This is a genomic window from Thermopolyspora sp. NPDC052614, from assembly GCF_040678635.1.
Classification (GTDB): Bacteria; Actinomycetota; Actinomycetes; order Streptosporangiales; family Streptosporangiaceae; genus Thermopolyspora.
Window position 1 is genome coordinate 772,392 of the sequence record NZ_JBFATZ010000001.1, and the last position, 18,499, is coordinate 790,890.

An 18,499-nucleotide genomic window follows, 5' to 3' on the forward strand; every position below is an offset into this window, starting at 1 on the left:
AGCCAAAGATGGAGCCCCAGGTGTTCCTTGTGGAGTACCCCGCAGCGGCCGAGGTCAAGGGGATATTGGCCGAACTGGAGAGGGCAGGCGTCCCCCGCAGAACGGGGACCGAAATCGGGGTCGAAAACAGGACCGAAACGGGGCTCGCCGTCGGGCCGGGCGGCCGCGCCGACGGGGGATGGTGCGTCTGGGTGACGGTGCCCACCCCCGTGCTCCCGATCCCGGCCGCCCACGTCAAACGCGCCATCGTACGGGCGGTGGTGGGGGCGATCGCCCGGTCCGTGGCGGACAGCCGCCCGCCCTGGGTGGAGCAGGGCGAGGTGGCGCTCACCGTCGAGATGCCCGGGCCGCGCCTGGCGTTCCTGTACGGCGCGGACGAGGTGGACGATCAATACGCGTGGGACGCGATGTTCATGCTCGCCGGCGACTGCGAAACGGGCTCCACGTTTGCCTGGGACGCGGGGCGCCGCCGCTGGTTCACCCTTTAACGACGTGATTTATCCCGATAATTCGGCCGGTTGAATCGTCAGGCGCGAGTGAAACGGGAGAAGTAGCCCAGCCGCGGCCCGGTACGCCGCTCGAAGCGGAAACCGGCCGCCGCGGCGAGGCGCTGCAGCGCCTGCGGGCTCACCCAGTCGGGGTCGGCCAGCGTCTCGCCCACCACCAGCCGGCCGCCGGGCCGTACCACCCGATGCAGTTCGCGCAGCGCCCGCGCCGGGTCGTTCACCTCGCCGAGCACGGTCACCAGGAAGGCGGCGTCGAAGACCTCATCCCGGTACGGCAGCGCCTCCACCGAGCCGCAGGACGCCGTCATGTTCGGCAGCCGATGCCGTCGCGCCAGCCTCAGCGTGTGATGGAGCATCTTCGGCTGAATATCCAGAATGTCGAGCTTGCCCTTCGGGCCGAGCCGCTCCGCCACGCTCAGGCTGTAGTAGCCCAGCCCCGGCCCCACCTCCAGGACGTGCTCGCCCGGCTGCGCGTCCAGCAGTTCGAACAGCAGCCGCCGGGTGATCAGCGGGCGGGGGATCTGGACGCGGAACCGCTGCGTGTAGGAGCCGGGCTCGCGGTGCCGCCGCCGCCACATCGCCCCGCCGATCGCCGCGCCCACGGCGATGGCCGCTGTCGCCGCCACGACGGCCCGGGCCCTCATCCGAATCCCTCCATCCCCATCCCTCCAGACCCATCTCTCCATCCCCGCCGTGTTCCCGCTGCCACCAGCATCGAACCGGCCACGGCGGGGACGAAGTCCCGAAGGTCCCCGGTCGGCGGGCCGATGGTCACCGGCGCGCCGCGCCGGACGCCTCCGGCCGGGGCGGGGAGGGGGATCCACATGCGCAATCGGACGCTCGGGGACGTGATGGGACTCGTCACCGGCGACAGCGTCGCGCAGGCCGTCGCCGCCGCGGTCGAACTCGGCGTGGTCGAGGAGCTCGCGGCGGGACCGCGGCCGGTCGACGCGCTGGCGCGGGCCGCAGGCGCGGATCCCGACGCGCTGTACCGGCTGCTGCGGGCCTTGTCCGGGTTCGGGGTGGTCGAGGAGCGGGACGGCCGCGTGTTCGCCCTGACAGGCATGGGGGAGGCCCTGCGCAGGGGCGTGCCGGGCGCGGTGGGCAACCTGGCGTTGATGATGGGCTCGGCGTGGCACCGGCGGTCGTGGAGCGAACTGGCCGACTGCGTGCGCACCGGGAGGTCGGCATTTGAGCGGCTGTACGGCGGGTTCGCCTACTATCGCGACGATCCGGCGGCCGGGCGGGTGTTCGACGAGGCCATGACGGACTCGTCCGCCGCGCTCATGGAGCCCCTGCTGCGCGGATACGACTTCACCCGGTTCAGGGTGATCGTGGACGTGGGAGGCGGGCAGGGGACGCTGCTCGCCGCCGCGCTCTCGCGGCACCCCGAGGGGCGGGGCGTGCTGTACGACCTGCCCAGTGTGATCGCCCGCGCGGGGGAGCCGCTGGAGCGGGCGGGGGTGGCCGGCCGGTGCGAGCTGGTGAGCGGGGACTTCTTCTCCGGCGTGCCGTGCGGGGGAGATCTCTACCTGCTGGCGAACATCGTGCACGACTGGGACGACGAGCACGCCGTCCGCATCCTCGCCAACTGCGCCGCCGCGCTCAGTGCCGGAGGCGGTGAAGGAGGCGACGAAGAAGTCGACGCAGGGGGCGACGCGGGGGGCAGGGTGCTGCTGGTCGAGGCGGTCATGCCCGAGACCCGCAACCGCCCCACGCCGATCATGCTGATCGACCTGGAGATGCTGGTGATGTGCGACGGCGGCCGGCAGCGCACGGCGGCGGAGCTCGACCGCCTGCTGAGCCGAGCGGGCCTGCGCCTCACGGACATCCGGCAGGGCGACGTCTTCAGCCTCGTGGAGGCCGAGTCCCGGTAGATCCGTCGGACCGTACGCGTCGTGCGGACCCGCTGCCCCGGCCGCGACCCGGCGCGCACGCGGAGGCGGCTCCCTGGACATCGTGACCATGCCCCGGGTACGTGGGCGCGGGGCGACGGGATGGTTAGTGGGGGTGAGGTTGCGGTCACGCGCCTTGCGCGGCGGGATGGTGGGCGGGGTGAGGTTGCGGTCACGCGCCTTGCGCGGCGGGATGGTGGGCGGGGTGAGGTTGCGGTCACGCGCCTTGCGCGGCGGGATGGTGGGCGGGGTGAGGCTTCGGCCACGCGCCCTGCGCGGCGGGCCTGGTTGGCGTCGCGCGATGCGTTCACCCACCCTTCGAAATGCCGTACGAACCGAGCGTCAGCGGGCGGCAACTCCGTTGCAAGTGTGGGTTTTTACGGTGTGCGCATGCACAATCGATGGCTACGAGGTGCGGTCGGCGCGGCCGTTGCCGCGGCGCTGCTCGCCCCCACTGTTCCGGCGTTCGCGCAGGGCGCCACCCAGACCGAGGCCCGTACCGTGGGTCGGGTCGAGGCACCGGCGACGGTGGCGAACAAACTGTTCAACGCGTGGCTGCGACGTGACCGCGTCGCCGCCGCTCGGGTCGCCACTCCCGCGTCGGTGACCTCACTGTTCTCCTATCCTTTCCGCGCGCCCGACAAGTTCCTCGGCTGCTCGGGGAACGCGTGTCGGTTCGTGCACACCAGCGTTCGGGTGCCGGGCGGGCTTAACGGCATTCTGATGGTTGTGTCCGATTCGAAGGTGGTCAAGGTCTACCGGTCGCGGCACATCACCAAGCCGGCGTCCGCGGCCAGATACCTGTACGCCGCCCATGTCGCCGGGGACCGCAACCGCGGCCTTGAGGTCGCCACCACCGGCGCGGTGAAGACCCTGTTCCGGGTGAAGTACGACCCCTGGGGCGTCAAGCGCTACTTCCAGGGCTGCCAGCCGGAGCCGAAGGGCTTCAGCTGCGCCTACTCCTACGAGGGCGGCGCGATGTTCATGCACGTGCGCGGTTCTAAGGCGGCCGGGTATTACGTGCACTCGATCGGTTACATCGCCGACTGACGGTGGCCGACTGACGGCGGATTGACCGGCGGCGAACCGACAGTGAAGACGTAGCCGGACATTTCCCCGGCGTTCACCGCAGGTTCACTTCGGATTCTGACCTGGCTCGCAGCGGATCTCCAGGTTTGCCGGATGGCATGTCTCTTGAGGGAAAGGAGAGACATGCTACGCGGATTCCGACGCGGAGCGCGGGACGCCGGGCCGGCCCCGGCGGGCGCCGACGCGAGGCGCGGCCCGGCCGCTCCGGGCGAGACCGGCGATCCGGGCGATGCGGGTCACCGGCTGCGCGCGCCCAGCAGGTTGCACGCCTTCAACCGGTACGAGATCAAGTACCTGGTCGACGTGGCGGTCGTGGACGAGCTCCGGGCGGAGATCGAGCGGCGGCTCGACCGCGATCGCCACTGCGGCGAGGACGGCTACGGCGTCTGGAGCGTGTACTACGACACCCGGACGCTGCGGTTCTACTGGGAGAAGATCGAGGGGCTGAGGTTCCGCCGGAAGCTGCGGGTGCGGCACTACGGCGACCGGTTCGGCGTGCACGCGGACACGCCCGTCTTCGTGGAGATCAAGCAGCGGGTCAACCGGGTGACGCAGAAGCGCCGGGTGTGCCTGCCGTACCGGGACGCGCTGCTGCTGTGCGACGGGCGGCGGATGGTCGAGCACGAGCCCGGGCAGCGGGCCTTCCTCGACGAGGTGCTCGACCTGGTCTGCCGGCTCGACCTGCGGGCCACCGCGATCACCGGCTACCAGCGGCACGCCTACCTCGGCCGGGACGCCGACGTGGGCCTGCGCGTCACCTTCGACCGGCGCATTCGCGGCCGAGACCGCGACTTCCACCTCGGCGCGGACGCCGAGAACCGCTTCATCGTCCCGCCGCACAAGGCGATCATGGAGGTGAAGGCGAACGAGCGCGTGCCGTACTGGCTCACCGACCTGACCGCCAAGCGGAACCTCCAGGTGGTGCGGATCTCCAAGTACTGCCAGAGCGTGGAGGCGTACGGCCTGGCGCCACGCTCGATCTTCCACGTCCCCGCCGACGGCCTCGGCGACGCCTGCGGCCCCGAGGCCGGGCCCCGCACCGCCCTGTTCGGCGCTGCCCTGTCTCCTGGGACCGCCATGTCCGCCGCCGCCCTACCCGGCAGCACCCTGCCCGGCGGCAACCTGTCCGGAACCACTCTGCCCGGCACCACCCTGGAGGTCTGACCGTGGACTTCACCTTCGAGGACCTGTCCGGAACGTTCAGCGTCGCCGACATCGCGATCGCCATGGCGTTGTCGTTCGTGCTCAGCGCCATGATCGGCTGGGTGTACCGGGCCACCCACCGCAACGTGTCCTACAGCCAGTCGTACGTGCAGACGCTGGTCATCCTCGGCATGCTCATCGCGCTCATCATGCTGGTGGTGGGCTCCAACATCGCCCGCGCCTTCGCGCTGGTCGGCGCGCTGTCGGTGGTCCGGTTCCGCAACGCCATCAAGGAGACCCGCGACGTCGGGTTCATCTTCCTGGTGATGGGCGTCGGCATGGCCGTCGGCACCCGCTTCTACCTGCTGGCCGTCGTGGCGGCGGTGACCATCTCGCTGATCATCATGATCATGCACCGGTTCAACTGGTTCCAGCTCAACGTGCGGCGCCAGGTGGTGAAGGTGCAGGTGCCCGCGGACGACGACTACACGCCCGTCATCCAGGACGTGCTGATCCGCTACACCGACGAGTTCGAGCTGGTGAGCATGGAGTCGATCCGGGCGGGGGCGCTGCTGGAGCTGATGTACACCGTGAAGATCAAGAAGGGTGGCGAGCCCGCCGACCTGATCGCGGCGTTGCGCGAGCGCAACCACGGCCAGTCGGTCACCGTGCTGACCGGATACGACCAGACCGACCTGTAGGCCGCCATGGACCACCCCACCAACCCTCCCGGCGACCCCGCCGTCACCCCCGTCACCGATTCTTCCGGCGACCCTGTCCCCGGCTCGCGGCGGCCCCGATCCGGCGTCAGGAGGCGGCTGCGGCACCGCATCCCGGTCAGCCTCCGGCACAACTGGAGGCTGGTGGCGCTGTGCGTGGCCTTTCTGGCGATCTGCGGCGGCGTCTTCGGCACCGGGACGATCCGCCCGTACGTCGTCGAAGCCTCGGCCGCCGGAGCCGAGCCCGTCGTCGTCCAGGACATCGCCGGGAAGAAGGATCTGTTCGACGGCTCGACCTCACACGAGATCACGCTCACCTTCGCCGACGAGTCGTACCGGGACATGCTCGATGAGTATTTCGCTACCGGGGAGAAGGAGTACGTCGAGGCCGACCTGGTGATCGACGGCACCCGGATCCCGAGCGTGGGCATCCGGCTCAAGGGCAATTCCACCCTGTCCGGGCTGACGTGGAACGGTCAGTCCCGGCGGCAGCTCGGCGGCGGGGGGCCGGGCATGCGGCAGCCCGGCGACCTCCCCGAAGGCGGCCAGCGTCCCGAGGGTGCCGCGCGTCCCGAGGGCGCGCCGCAGTTCGGCGGGGGAGGAGCGGGGCCGCGGGGTGGCATGTTCGGCTCGCTCAAGGGCGAGGAGCCGGAGAACCTGCCCTGGCTGATCAGCTTCGACGAGTTCGTGGAGGGCCGCCGCTACCAGGGCCGCTCCCAGATCGCCGTACGGCCCGCTGCGGGCACGTCCACGACGCTGCTGAACGAGGCGCTGGCGATCTCCCTGGTCGGCGCGGCGGGCGAGCCCACCCAGCGGTACGCCTACAGCTCCTTCTCCGTGAACGGCCGCTCGTCGACGCCACGGCTGGTGGTGGAGTACCTCGACGAGGGGTACGCCGAGCGGCTCGGCAACGGGGTGCTGTACAAGTCGCTGGCCTCCAGCGGGTTCACCTACAAGGGCGAGGACCAGACCCAGTACGGCACCGACTTCAAGCAGGTCAACAAGGTCGGTGGCAAGGACCTCCAGCCGGTGATCGACCTGATCAAGTGGGTCGAGCAGTCCTCCGACGTGGAGTTCGCCGCGGGGCTGGCCGACCGGCTGGACGTGGAGTCGTTCGCCCGCTACATCGCCCTGCAGAACATCCTGCTGAACTTCGACGACATGAGCGGGCCGGGCCGCAACTACTACCTCTGGTACGACCTGGACACGAAGAAGTTCACCGTCATCGCCTGGGACCTCAACTTCGCCCTCAGCGGCGACGCCACGGCGGGGCCGTACGACACCATCGGCATGGGCTTCGGCCCCGGTCGGCAGCGGGCTCAGGGGCAGGGCCAGGCCGGTCAGGGACAGCCAGGTCAGGGACAGGCCGGTCAGACACAGGCTGGTCAACGACCGACCGGTCAGGGAGCGGCGGGAAGGGCGGCGCAGGGCGTGCCGCGCATGGGACACGTCCTGAAGGAGCGCTTCCTGCAGACCCCCGACTTCAAGGCGGTCTACGAGGAGCAGTACCGCGCCCTCTACCGCGAGCTGCTCGGCGACGGCACCGCCACCGGCCTGCTCAACGAGATCGTGACATCCTACAAGCACAACAAGGGAGCCGACCAGGCCAAGATCGACGCCGAGGCGACCTCGCTGCGTACGCTGCTCGCCGCCCGTGCCAAGGCGCTGGCCGCGAACGAGGTGGTCAGCGGCGCTTAGACCGTACACTCGGAACCCCTCGCAGGGCGGTGTCCCGCGCTCCCCGCGCCGGACTCCGCCCTGAAATATTTCAGGATCGTTGCCGAGTCGTTTTTACAGGCCACATCGGAGGTCTTGACATCCTCACATCGGAAACCTAGATTCCGTGGCCAAGGTCGTTTCGCCAAAGTATCGAAAGTTTCGACGCCGAGGGTGCTGATCGGGCCCGCTGGCCACCGCACAGTTCGACCACCGAGCCGCAGGCAGCCCTCGGCTGACGAGTACGGAGATCAGCGTGGATTCCAGGACAACCTCTCGCCGCACCTTCCTAGGGCTTTCCCTGAGCATCCCCCTGGGAGCCGCGCTTGCCGCCTGCGGCACTTCCGGACCGGGGACCAGCGCGGGCGGCGGCACCAACGCCACCTACTGGTACCTTTCCACCCAGCCGGCCGAGGGCGTGCGCAAGGCGGCCGTCGACCGCTTCAACAAGGCCAATCCCAATGGCCAGATCACCGCCACGCCGTTCCAGAACGACGCGTACAAGACGAAGATCAAGACGGCGATCGGCGCGGGCCAGGCGCCCACCATCGTCTTCGGGTGGGGCGGCGGCACCCTGCGCAGCTACGTCCAGGCCGGGCAGGTGGACGACCTCACCCAGTGGCTTGACCAGAACAAGGCGGTCAAGGACAAGCTGCTGCCGAGCACCTTCAGCGCGGGCACGATCGAGGGCAAGATCTACGGCTTCCCCGCCGACCGCGTGCAGCCGATCGTCATGTTCTACAACAAGAAGGTGTTCGAGCAGGTCGGCGTCGAGCCGCCGCAGACCTGGGGCGACATCCTCGACCTGGTGCCGAAGTTCAACGCCAAGGGCATCGCGCCGTTCTCGCTCGGCGGCCAGTCGCGCTGGACGAACATGATGTGGCTGGAGTTCCTGTTCGACCGCATCGGCGGGCCGGAGGTGTTCCAGGCCGTGTTCGACGGCGAGAAGGACGCCTGGTCCAACCCCGACGCCATCAAGGCGCTCGGCGAGGTGCAGAAGCTCGTCAAGGCCGACGGCTTCATCAAGGGCTTCTCCTCGATCACCGCCGACTCCAACGCCGACCAGGCCCTGCTGTACACCGGCAAGGCCGCGATGATGCTGCACGGGAGCTGGTCGTACGGCATCCAGAAGAACGAAGGCGGCGACATCGTCTCCAGCGGCAACCTGGGCTACATGAACTTCCCGCCGGTCGACGGCGGCAAGGGCGACCCCAGCAACACCGTCGGCAACCCGGCCCAGTACCTGTCGATCTACTCAAAGGCCTCGCCGGAGCAGAAGGAGATCGCCAAGAAGTTCCTCGCCTCGCTCGCCACCGACGAGGAGGCCAAGGCCTGGATCAACATCGGCTCGCTGCCGGTGGTCGCGGGCACCGAGAGCCTGCTGGGCACCTCCCCGGACGCCGACTTCCTGAAGTTCAACTACGGCATCGTCAGCGGGGCCAAGTACTTCGGCCAGTCCTGGGACCAGGCGCTCAGCCCGACCGCCGCCGAGGTGCTGCTCGACAACATCTCCAAGCTGTTCCAGTTGTCGATCTCGCCCGAGCAGTTCGCGACCAACCTGAACGCGGTCATCGGCAAGTGAACGACGGAGTCCGGCGCTTCGGCGGACCCCGCGGCGTACGCTGTGACATGCCCCGTGGATTCCACGGGGACATGTCCCGCGGCGCCGCGGGCACGCCGGTGAGCGTGCCCACCTCGGGGGAGGTTCAGTGAGCACGGTCGCGCCTTCCGTTTCGCGGGCGAAGCCCGCGTCCCCCGCGTCCAAGGTCCACGATCGCCTCCTGCCCTGGCTGGCCGCGCCGGCGCTGGTGTTCTTCATCGCCTTCGGCCTGATCCCGCTGGTCGGCGTGCTGGCGCTCAGCCTCACCTCCTGGGACGGCCTCGGCGAGATCAACTTCGCCGGCCTGGCGAGCTGGCGCGAGGTGCTCGCCGACCCCGGCCTGCCGCACGCGATCTGGGTGACCTTCCTGGTGATGGCCCTGTCGTGGGCGGTCCAGACGCCCGCCAGCATCCTGCTCGGGGTGTTCCTCGCCGGTCGGCAGCGCTACCGCGCCGTGCTGGCGGTGATCTACTTCATCCCGCTGCTGCTCAGCTCCGCCGCGATCGCGGTGGCGTACAAGGCGCTGCTCGACCCGAACTTCGGTCTCGGCGCGGGGCTCGGGATCGACCTGTTCGTCCAGGACTGGCTGGGCGAGCCGCACCTCGCCATGGGTGTGGTGATCTTCATCGTGTCCTGGCAGTTCATCCCGTTCCACTCGCTCATCTACCAGGGCGGGGTCCGGCAGATCCCGCGCTCGATGTACGAGGCCGCGGAGATCGACGGCGCCGGGCGGGTACGCCAGTTCTTCAGCATCACGCTCCCGCAGCTCAAGTACACGATCATCACCTCCTCGACGCTCATGGTGGTCGGCTCGCTGACCTTCTTCGACCTGATCTGGGTGCTGACCGAGGGCGGGCCCAGCGACGCCACCCGGGTGCTCGCGCTCGACATGTACAAGCGCGGCTTCAAGGCGAGCCAGATGGGCACTGCGAGCGCGATCGCGGTCATCCTCGTGCTTTTCGGCCTCGCCCTGGCGCTGCTGCTGCGCCGGATCGGCGGGGGCGCGAGCAACGCGAGCCAACTGGACGGAGCGTAGATGAGCACGATCATCACCGAGCGCCCCGACGAGCGCACGGCCGCGCCCCCGAGGGAGAGCAAGGGCCGTCGCCACATCCGCCTGCTGCACTACAACTGGCTGGGCGGCACCGCCGGATGGCTGTGGCTGGTCGTCGTCATCGTGCCGATCTACTGGATCGTCATCACCAGCTTCAAGCAGCAGGCGACCTACTACGCCACCAACCCGCTGGCCCCGCCGCCCGACCCCACTCTGGAGAACTACCGGGCGGTCATCGAGGCCGACTTCGTCAACTACTTCATCAACAGCGTCATCGTCGCCGTCGGCGCGGTGGCCCCCGCGGTCGTGTTCTCCTTCATGGCGGCCTTCGCGATCGTGCGCGGCGTGCACAGCCGGTTCCTGCGCTGGGTGAACGGCCTGTTCCTGATGGGGCTCGCCATCCCGCTGCAGGCGACGGTCATCCCCGTGTACCTGATCATCATCAGGCTGCACATGTACGACACCCTCGGGGCGATCATCCTGCCGTCGATCGCGTTCGCGCTGCCGCTGTCGGTGCTCGTCCTGGCGAACTTCATCCGGGACGTGCCCAAGGAGCTGTTCGAGTCGATGCGCATGGACGGCGCGAACACCTGGACGGTGCTGTGGCGGCTGGCGTTCCCGCTGACCCGCCCGGCCGTGGTCACCGTCACGATCTACAACGCGCTGCACATCTGGAACGGCTTCCTGCTGCCGCTCATCCTCACCCAGTCGCCCAGCCAGCGTACCCTCCCGCTGGCCCTGTGGAGCTTCCAGGGGGAGCACGGCGTCAACGTGCCCGCCGTACTCGCCTCGGTCGTCCTCACGACGCTGCCCATCGTGATCCTGTACACGGTCGGCCGCCGTCAGCTTCTCAGCGGTCTCACCGCCGGCTTCGGCAAGTGATCGCGGGGGCGGACCGGGCCGCCCGGCGCGTGCCCGGTACGCCCTCGCGATCCGGCTTTCGGTCATCCCCTCGGTCGTTCCCTGCGCTCTCCCAAGCGCTCTCCCAGGCGCTCTCGCAGGCGCTCCGGCACGCGGCGGACCGAAACCCGTCCCTCCCGTAGATCGCTTTGGGCGTGGCCCTACGCCCCCCCGCCACCCCGCGTGTACGGCCCGGCCGCCCGACGCCGCCATGCCGGCCACGTCCGCCGACGGGCCTCCGCGCGCCCTACCTGCGGCTTTTTCTTGCGCCCTGTGAAGACCGGGGCCTTATCGCCGTGTGACGCACCCCTCGCGCATAGTTACAGAACGTGGCGGTGAAATGTCATTCGTGTGACATGAAGTTACCGCTTGGTTAAACCGTGCCAACTTGACAGCGCCATAATGGTCAATTGTGGGCAGATGCTGTCAATTACCGGCGGTCCTTGAACCGATCCAACAAGATCATTCCTTGCCGTGCGGTAAACGGCTGGGAAGCGTTTCCCACGTGCGAGGAGTCATATCCAGCCCTTCGTATCATGGCTCTCATTGAACTCACGTGACAATTTCTACAAGTCTGTAACGAATCCGATCAATCTGGCCTCCCCCGTCTCGGCAGCGCCCTAGATTCACTAGCTGTTGTCGTGATCTGGGGCGGCTCGCCCAGGTTGCTGGGCAAGTGGGGGCCATGGGGGGAGGATCCGTTGGGGTCAGATTCGAACTGGCTAGATGTTGCGTACGAGTGGTTCGTTCGCTCCACCGCGAACGAAACCTGGCGGGACTTGATCCCGCTGGGACTGGCCGGTCTGCTCGTGTGGGGGTTATGGCTGTATCGGGTGGTGCTGTCCCGCCTGGCCAAGCCCGTGGTCAACGGCTACCGCACCACGGTGTCGGTGGTGGTCCCCTCCTACCGCGAGGACCCCGAGATCCTGGTGCGCTGCCTGGGAAGCTGGCTCTCACAGGACCCGATGGAGGTCATCATCGTCGTCGACGTGGCCGACACCGAGTGCCACGCCAAGCTCGCGGAGGTGAACGACCCGCGGCTGCGGGTGCTGGTGTACGAGCACGCCGGTAAGCGCTCGGCCCTCGGCGTGGGCATCCGCGCGGCGCGCGGCGAGGTCGTGGTGTTCGCCGACTCCGACACCTGGTGGCAGCCCGGCCTGCTCGAAGCGGTGCAGATGCCGTTCGAGGACCCGATGGTCGGCGGCGTCGGCACCCAGCAGAACGTCTACCAGCGCACCAGCAGCGTCTGGCGGCGCATCGCCGACTGGCTGGTCAACCTGCGCTACTACGACTACGTGCCCGCGATGGGCAGCCGGGGCGGGGTGGCGTGCCTGTCCGGCCGCACCGCGGCGTACCGGCGCGCGGCGATCCTCCCGGTCGTGCACCACCTGGAGAACGAGTTCTTCCTCGGCCGCCGGTGCATCGCCGGCGACGACGGGCGGCTCACCTGGCTGGTGCTCGCCTCGGGCTACAAGACGGTGCACCAGTCCACGGCCCGCGCCATCTCGATGTTCCCCTCCACCTTCCGCGCCTTCGTCAAGCAGCGCGTGCGCTGGAGCCGCAACTCCTACCGCTGCTACCTGACCGCCCTGTGGAAGGGCTGGCTGTGGAAGGCGCCGCTGGTCACCAAGGTGACCGTGCTGCAGATCCTGCTCACCCCGGTGACCATGGGCATCACGCTGGCCTACCTGATCTTCAGCCGGCTGGAGCTCACCCCCATGAGCATCACGCTCGCGATCGGCTGGCTGCTGCTCGGCCGCGGCATCCGCGGCTGGTCGCACCTGCGCCGCCACCCGCAGGAGATCGTGCTGCTGCCGCTGGTGGTCCTGGTCGTCATCATGATCGCGCTGCCGATCAAGCTGTGGGCCTTGGTGACCATGAACAAGCAGGGGTGGCTGACCCGCTCCGCCAATCAGATGGGCGGCGCCGGTCAGACCGCGTCCACCCTCAAGGGAATGGCCTGAGATGCCCCGCAACCTCGCCTCGCCGCTGATCGCGGCGACGCTGGCGGTGTTCGTGCTGACCACCGGAGCGTTGGCCGCGATCTCCTCGGCGTCCGCCGAATCCTTATCCTCTCCCGGCGGCGGTGGCGGACAGCCGACCACGCGTCTCAGCCCGGGGACCACTCGGAACTGGACACCGGATCCGACGCCCACGGAGTCGCCCACCCCGAGCACCGGACCCAGCGTGACCCTGGGGCCCAAACCGAGCCCCACGGCGAGCGCGCGGCCGAAGCCGTCGCCCGACGGCGAGGACGACAAGGGGGACGGCGCGGACTCCGCGGGCGCCTACGGCGACGACTCCGGCGTGGGCAGCACCCCGACCACGGGCGCCGGATCCGGCTCCTCCGGGTCGAGCGGCCCCAAGCGGGACAAGCGGGAGGAACCGGAGGAGGAGCCGCTGCGCGAAGACGCGATCATGGCCAATGACGACATCCTCAAGGCCGGGGCCCTGTCGTCGCGCGACGCCGAGGCGCAGGCCATGCTCGTGGACGTCGAGGACCAGCGCCTGCTGCAGATCCGCGCCGCGCTCACGGCCCTGCTGCAGACCGGCGGAGTCGAGGCCGCCAAGCGTAAACAGCCCCAGGTGTTCGTCTCGGCGCACGGCCGCACGCTCGTGCTGCCCGCGCGCCACAGCGAGGCACCGTACACGATCAAGGACCTGGCGGCCGTGGAGAACGGCCGCTATCTGCGTCGGCTGAAGGACGGCTCCTACCTGCTCGGCGTCCACGTCTTCGTGGCCGACGGGGCGACGCTGCTGCTGCGCGGCCCGCTGACGCTGCGGATGGGCAGCCTGCCCGGCTCGTTCAGCTCGATCGTCTCCTTCGGCGGCGACATCAAGATCCAGGGCACCGCCAAGCGGCCGGTCCGCATCATGAGCTGGGACGTGCGCACCCGCAAGCCGGACACGGTCACCAACGACGGCCGCGCCTACATCCGCGCGGTCGGCGGACGATTCGAGATGAATTACGCCCACATCTCCCATCTGGGGTTCTGGAGCGGGCGTACCGGCGGGATCGCGCTCACCGGCACCGAGCGGCCGGCCAGCGTCTACCGGCACCGCACCAAGCAGCAGCGGCACGAGGACAAGCGCGAGCGTCTGGAGCGGAACGGCCAGGGGGGCGGCGGCAACTTCGGCGACGTGGAGACCAGCCCGATCGGCCCCGGCACCGCCTCGCACGTGCTCGCCGACGAACTGGTGTCCGGCTCGATCCAGCACAGCACGATCACGGGCGACGCGTACGGGCTGTTCGTCTCCGGGTCGAACCAGTCGAAGATCATTGATGTCAAGGTCACCGGCAGCCTCGTGCACGGCGTGGTGATGCACCGGTTCGCGAAGAACGCCACGATCGAGAACACCAAGGTGATCGGCAGTAACGGCGACGGCTTCGTGCTGTCCCGGGCGACCGAGAAGGTGCGGATCACCGACAGCGTGGCCGAGAACAACGGGCGCAACGGCTTCACCCTCAACGGGCGGGCGCTCGCGGACGGCCCCTCGGCGAGCGGCGAGTCGCTCCAGGTGTACGGCGACAGCTCGGTCAACAACAGCGTCGCCAAGGGCAACAAGCGGTACGGCATCGAGGTGCTCGGCGGCACCCGGCTCGCCGTGCACACCAGCGAGGTCGTCGGCGGCGACATGGGGATCGTGGTGCGCGCGGGCGCCAGCGGCGTGCAGATCTCCGGGAACCGGCTGACCGGCCAGGCCCGGCAGGCGATCGCGCTGCGCGACGGGGCGACCGGCGCGCACGTGGCCGGCAACACGATCGTCGGCGCGGTGACCGGGATCTACCTGCGCAACTCCACCGGGAAGATCATCGGCAACAAGATCACGACGGCGAACAAGCCCAAGGCGCACGGCATCACCCTGGTCGGCGCCACCGGGGCCACCGAGATCACGCGCAACACCGTCATCGGCTCGGGAACGAGCGCGATCAGCCTCGCCCGCGCCGACGAGAGGGTGAACAGCCACAACAACGACGTGGACCAGTGGAAAGACACCTCCTCGCTGTGGGTGAAGGTCAAGCGCTACCTCAAGCCGATGAACCTCATCTGGGCCGGGGTCATCCTGCTCATCGTGGTCTCGGCGATCCGGGGCAGGAGCGCCGAGGAGCGCAGGCGTCGCAGCGGCATCCACGACCCGTACGAGCTGCAGAAGGCGCTTGAGGAACGGCCCGTCAAGGAGCTGCGTCACGCGGGCCGGGAACGCTCCCGCGCCGGTCGCCCGACGCGGCGGCAGCAGGCGCCGGTGGGCGCCATGGCGCCCACCAACGGAACGGCCCACTCCGCGCCGGACCACATCGACCCGGGCCACCCCATGCCGGAGCACGCCATGTCGCAACACTTCATGCAGCATCAGCACACGGGGGCCGGTCATGGGGCCGGTCATGGGGTCGGCCATGAGTACGGTCATGGGGTCGGCCATCAGAACGGTCATGGGAACGGCTCGGCCGGCGACTGGTTCGGCGGCGGCAACGGCCACGACCCCGCCTACGGGAACGGCCACGCGTACGGGAACGGTCACGACCCCGCGTACGGCAACGGCCACGCGTACGGCAACGGTCACGACCCCGCCTACGCGGACGGCCACGAGGCGTACGGCCATCCCGGACCGGACCGGTCGCTGCCCGATCACCCGATCCCGGAGGACGAGTTGCACGACCCAGGGCCGTTTGGCGACGTGTGGCAGCGCCCCCAGCCGAGGTCGATACGCCCCGGCGGGGCCCCGACGACGGGAGCCGGGCTATGAGCGAGACACCCCGCCGCCGCGGCCGGTTCCTGCTCGTGCTGCTGGTGCTGTCCCTGACCGCCGCGGGCACCTGGATATACCTGTCCGCCACCGAGCAGCCGCCGCCGCGGCCCGGCGTCAACGAGGTGTCCCAGGCGGCGGCCCGGCAGCAGTCCGCCCTCGTGGACCAAGAGGAACTGCGGATCATGCAGACCCGCGCGGCGCTGGCGTCGGCGCTGGCGCACGGCGGCGCGGCGGCCCAGCAGGCCCGGGTGCCGCACATCTCCAGCTCGGCCAACGGCCAGACGCTGGTGCTGCCCACGCGGCGCGAGCCGTACCGGGTCGCGGACCTGGAGAGGCTGGGCCTGGAGGAGTTCCAGAAGCAGTCCGACGGCTCCTATGTGCTCGGGATCAACGTGTTCCTCGCCCCGGGGGCCAAGCTCGTGCTGCAGAGCGCCCGGGGCCCGCTGGTGATCAGGATGCGCAGCGAGCCCGGGACCTTCGTCTCGATCGTGGGCTTCGGCGCGAGCGTCCGCATCAACGGCTCGGCGCAGAACCCGGTGCGGATCACGAGCTGGGACACGCAGGCCAGGACGGCGGACACGAGGGTCACCGACGGGCGCGCGTACCTGCGCGTCATCGGCGGAGAACTGAGGCTGAGCCACGCCCGCGTGGAGCACCTCGGCTTCTGGAGCGGTCCGACCGGCGGGCTCGCGCTCACCGGCAGCGACCGGCCCACCCAGAACGCGGAGAAGGTCGCCGCCTCCGAACTCGCCCGGTCGGTCGCCGGGACGACGACCTCCCGGCAGCGGGTGCTGCTGCCCAACGGCCTGCTGGTGCCGAGCCGGGGCGGCGACGACGAGATCGAGATCACCGACGGGGCGGGCACCGGCCGGGTCGCCTACCGGCTGCCCGAGGCGAACCTCGTCACCGGCGTCATCACCGACACCACCATCGTCGGCAACGCGTACGGGATCTTCATCACCGCCTCCGACGGCACCCGCATCAGCGACGTCACGGTGACCGACAGCCTCGTGCACGGCGTGCTGCTGCACCGGTTCGCGCGCAACGCCACCATCGAGAACACGAAGGTGACCGGCAGCCGCGGCGACGGCTTCGTGCTGTCCCGGGGCACCCAGAACGTCACGATCACCAGCGCGACGGCCGAGCGCAACACCGGGAACGGCTTCACGATCAGCGGCCTGCCGCTGGCCCGGGGGCCGTCCGCGTCCGGCGAGTCGCTGCGCAGCTTCGGCGGCAGCTCGGTGATCAGCAGCACGGCGCGCGACAACGGCCGCTACGGCGTGGAGATCCAGGGCGGCGTCAAGCCGGTCGTGCAGACCACCGAGATCACCGGCGGGCAGATGGGCATCGTGGTGAGCAAGGACGCCACCGGGGCGCAGGTGTCGGGCAACCGGCTGCGCGGCCAGAGCGTCCAGGGCATCGCCGTACGCGACGGGGTGCTGTCGGCCCGGGTGAGCGGCAACATCGTGCGGGACACCCAGACCGCGATCTACGTCAGGGACGCCCGCGCGACCCTGTCGGCGAACACCGTCGAGTCGGCCTCGCTGCACGCGGTCTCGGTGCTCGGCAAGGCCGAGGGCACCGTCATCACCGGCAACACCCTCAGCGGCGCGGGGCGCAGCGCGATCGACGTCGGCCGGGCCGTCGGGAAGCTGAACGTCGCGCAGAACAACACCTCGGGCTGGCAGGACACGGCCGGGTTCTGGACCATGGTGAAGCGGATCGCCAAGCCGATGAACCTCATCTGGTTCGGCGTGATCATGCTGATCGTCGTCTCGGCGCTGCGGGCCCTGCGCAGCGACGGCCCGCGGGTGGGACGCCGTATCGTCCATCCCTACGAGAAGCAGGCGCCGCTCGAGGAACGGCCCGTGTGGTCTCTGCCGACGGCGGCCGTGCGCAGACCGGCGGAGGGGAGCTGACCGATGCGCCTCATCGACGCCAAGACCGTGGTGGCGATGCTCGCCGGAGCCGCCATCACGGTGGTCGTCGTCGTCCTGATCCACGGTCTGTTCGGGGGCGGCGGCGGTCAGGGCACCGGGCCGCAGATCGAGGACGTGCGGCCGACGAGCGGCGCGGCCCAGGACACGCGGCAGGACGACGAATCGGGGGAGTACGGCGAGTCGAGGCCAGAGGACGGCGGGGACGAGGGGGACGACGAGATGGAGGAGTTCGTCCCGCAGCAGGAGCCGCCCGCCATCGAGATCCCGTCCGGCGAGGGCAAACTCGACTGCCCCGAGGCGACCGTGACCGTCTCCGACGCCCCCGGGCTCGCCGAGGCGCTGGAGGCCGCCGAGCCGGGCACGGTCATCGGCCTGAAACCGGGCGTGTACGCCGGGCGGTTCGTCGCGGCGCGTTCCGGCACGGAGTCCGACCCGATCTGGGTGTGCGGCCCGGCCGACGCGATCATCGACGGCGGCGGCGTCAAGAAGGGCTACGCGTTCCACCTGAACGGGGTGAGCCACTGGCGGCTGGTCGGCTTCACCGTACGCCACAGCCAGAAGGGCGTGATGGCGGACAAGACCAGCCACACGATCATCCAGGGCCTGACCGTCCACCACATCGGGGACGAGGCGATCCACCTGCGCAACTTCAGCAGCGACAACGTGGTCCAGTACTGCTTGATCTACGCCACCGGCCTGCGCCGCGAGAAGTTCGGCGAGGGCGTCTACCTGGGCACGGCCGAGAGCAACTGGGAGAGGTTCTCCGGCGGCCAGATGGACCGCAGCGACCGCAACGTCGTGCGCGGGAACGTCATCCGGGCCACCGCCGAGGCGATCGACATCAAGGAGGGCACCTCCGGGGGTCGTATCATCGGCAACATCTTCGACGGCTCCGGCCTCGGCGGATCCAAGCACAACGACTCCTGGGTGGACGTCAAGGGCAACGGCTACCTCATCCAGGGCAACACCGGAAACAACAGCAACGGGGACGGTTTCCAGACCCACCGGATCGTGGACGGCTGGGGGACCGGCAATATCTTCCGGGGAAACACCATCAATCTGGGCAACTCCGGCGGTGTCGGTATCAACGACACGGCCGGCGGTAACACCATCGCCTGCGACAACAAGGTCACGGGCGGCACGCTCACCAAACGTGGCGAATGTTCCTGATTACGGAACTCGGCGATT

General features: G+C 69.5%; 14 protein-coding genes. 13 read left to right on the top strand and 1 reads right to left on the bottom strand.

Going from position 1 to position 18,499, the window contains the following annotated elements; all coding sequences use genetic code 11:
• The first annotated feature begins 20 nt into the window (after positions 1–20).
• Positions 21–488 carry a hypothetical protein gene (locus AB0K60_RS03270; RefSeq protein ID WP_364048003.1) on the top strand — a complete coding sequence of 156 codons (468 nt, stop codon included), beginning with the start codon at positions 21–23 and terminating at the stop codon, positions 486–488.
• Between the two features lie 38 nt (positions 489–526).
• Here the strand turns inward: AB0K60_RS03270 and AB0K60_RS03275 are convergent, their stop codons facing one another.
• The gene (locus AB0K60_RS03275) at positions 527–1,150 is read right to left on the bottom strand and encodes a methyltransferase domain-containing protein (protein WP_364048005.1); all 624 of its coding nucleotides are present in this window, start codon (positions 1,148–1,150) and stop codon (positions 527–529) included.
• A 180-nt stretch (positions 1,151–1,330) separates the two neighbouring features.
• Here AB0K60_RS03275 and AB0K60_RS03280 point away from each other — a divergent pair, with 180 nt between their 5' ends.
• From AB0K60_RS03280 to AB0K60_RS03335, 12 genes are all read left to right on the top strand, one after another.
• Complete coding sequence (locus AB0K60_RS03280) at positions 1,331–2,383, top strand: methyltransferase (protein WP_364048007.1); 1,053 nt, start codon at positions 1,331–1,333, stop codon at positions 2,381–2,383.
• A gap of 408 nt (positions 2,384–2,791) precedes the next feature.
• Positions 2,792–3,451 (top strand): hypothetical protein, encoded by a 660-nt coding sequence (locus tag AB0K60_RS03285; RefSeq protein WP_364048009.1) that lies wholly within the window; start codon positions 2,792–2,794, stop codon positions 3,449–3,451.
• 162 nt (positions 3,452–3,613) lie between these two features.
• Positions 3,614–4,654, top strand: coding sequence for a polyphosphate polymerase domain-containing protein (locus AB0K60_RS03290; protein WP_364048011.1), 1,041 nt, complete (start codon positions 3,614–3,616; stop codon positions 4,652–4,654).
• A gap of 2 nt (positions 4,655–4,656) precedes the next feature.
• Positions 4,657–5,334: a DUF4956 domain-containing protein gene (locus AB0K60_RS03295; RefSeq protein WP_364048013.1), complete on the top strand. Its 678-nt coding sequence runs from the start codon at positions 4,657–4,659 to the stop codon at positions 5,332–5,334.
• Between the two features lie 6 nt (positions 5,335–5,340).
• A complete protein-coding gene (locus AB0K60_RS03300) occupies positions 5,341–7,050 on the top strand; it encodes a CotH kinase family protein (protein ID WP_364048015.1) in 1,710 nt (569 codons plus the stop codon).
• 274 nt (positions 7,051–7,324) lie between these two features.
• On the top strand, positions 7,325–8,650 hold the full coding sequence (locus AB0K60_RS03305; protein WP_364048017.1) for an extracellular solute-binding protein: 1,326 nt from the start codon (positions 7,325–7,327) through the stop codon (positions 8,648–8,650).
• Positions 8,651–8,777: 127 nt separating this feature from the next.
• The gene (locus AB0K60_RS03310) at positions 8,778–9,704 is read left to right on the top strand and encodes a sugar ABC transporter permease (protein ID WP_364048018.1); all 927 of its coding nucleotides are present in this window, start codon (positions 8,778–8,780) and stop codon (positions 9,702–9,704) included.
• Positions 9,705–10,604 carry a carbohydrate ABC transporter permease gene (locus AB0K60_RS03315; protein ID WP_364048019.1) on the top strand — a complete coding sequence of 300 codons (900 nt, stop codon included), beginning with the start codon at positions 9,705–9,707 and terminating at the stop codon, positions 10,602–10,604.
• Between the two features lie 797 nt (positions 10,605–11,401).
• Positions 11,402–12,586: a glycosyltransferase family 2 protein gene (locus AB0K60_RS03320; protein ID WP_364048020.1), complete on the top strand. Its 1,185-nt coding sequence runs from the start codon at positions 11,402–11,404 to the stop codon at positions 12,584–12,586.
• 1 nt (position 12,587) lies between these two features.
• Positions 12,588–15,368, top strand: coding sequence for a right-handed parallel beta-helix repeat-containing protein (locus AB0K60_RS03325; RefSeq protein WP_364048021.1), 2,781 nt, complete (start codon positions 12,588–12,590; stop codon positions 15,366–15,368).
• On the top strand, positions 15,365–17,290 hold the full coding sequence (locus tag AB0K60_RS03330; protein WP_364048023.1) for a right-handed parallel beta-helix repeat-containing protein: 1,926 nt from the start codon (positions 15,365–15,367) through the stop codon (positions 17,288–17,290). The genes AB0K60_RS03325 and AB0K60_RS03330 overlap by 4 nt, the downstream gene beginning before the upstream one ends.
• A gap of 3 nt (positions 17,291–17,293) precedes the next feature.
• Positions 17,294–18,481, top strand: a complete 1,188-nt coding sequence (locus AB0K60_RS03335) for a right-handed parallel beta-helix repeat-containing protein (RefSeq protein ID WP_364048025.1) — start codon at positions 17,294–17,296, stop codon at positions 18,479–18,481.
• Positions 18,482–18,499: the final 18 nt, after the last annotated feature.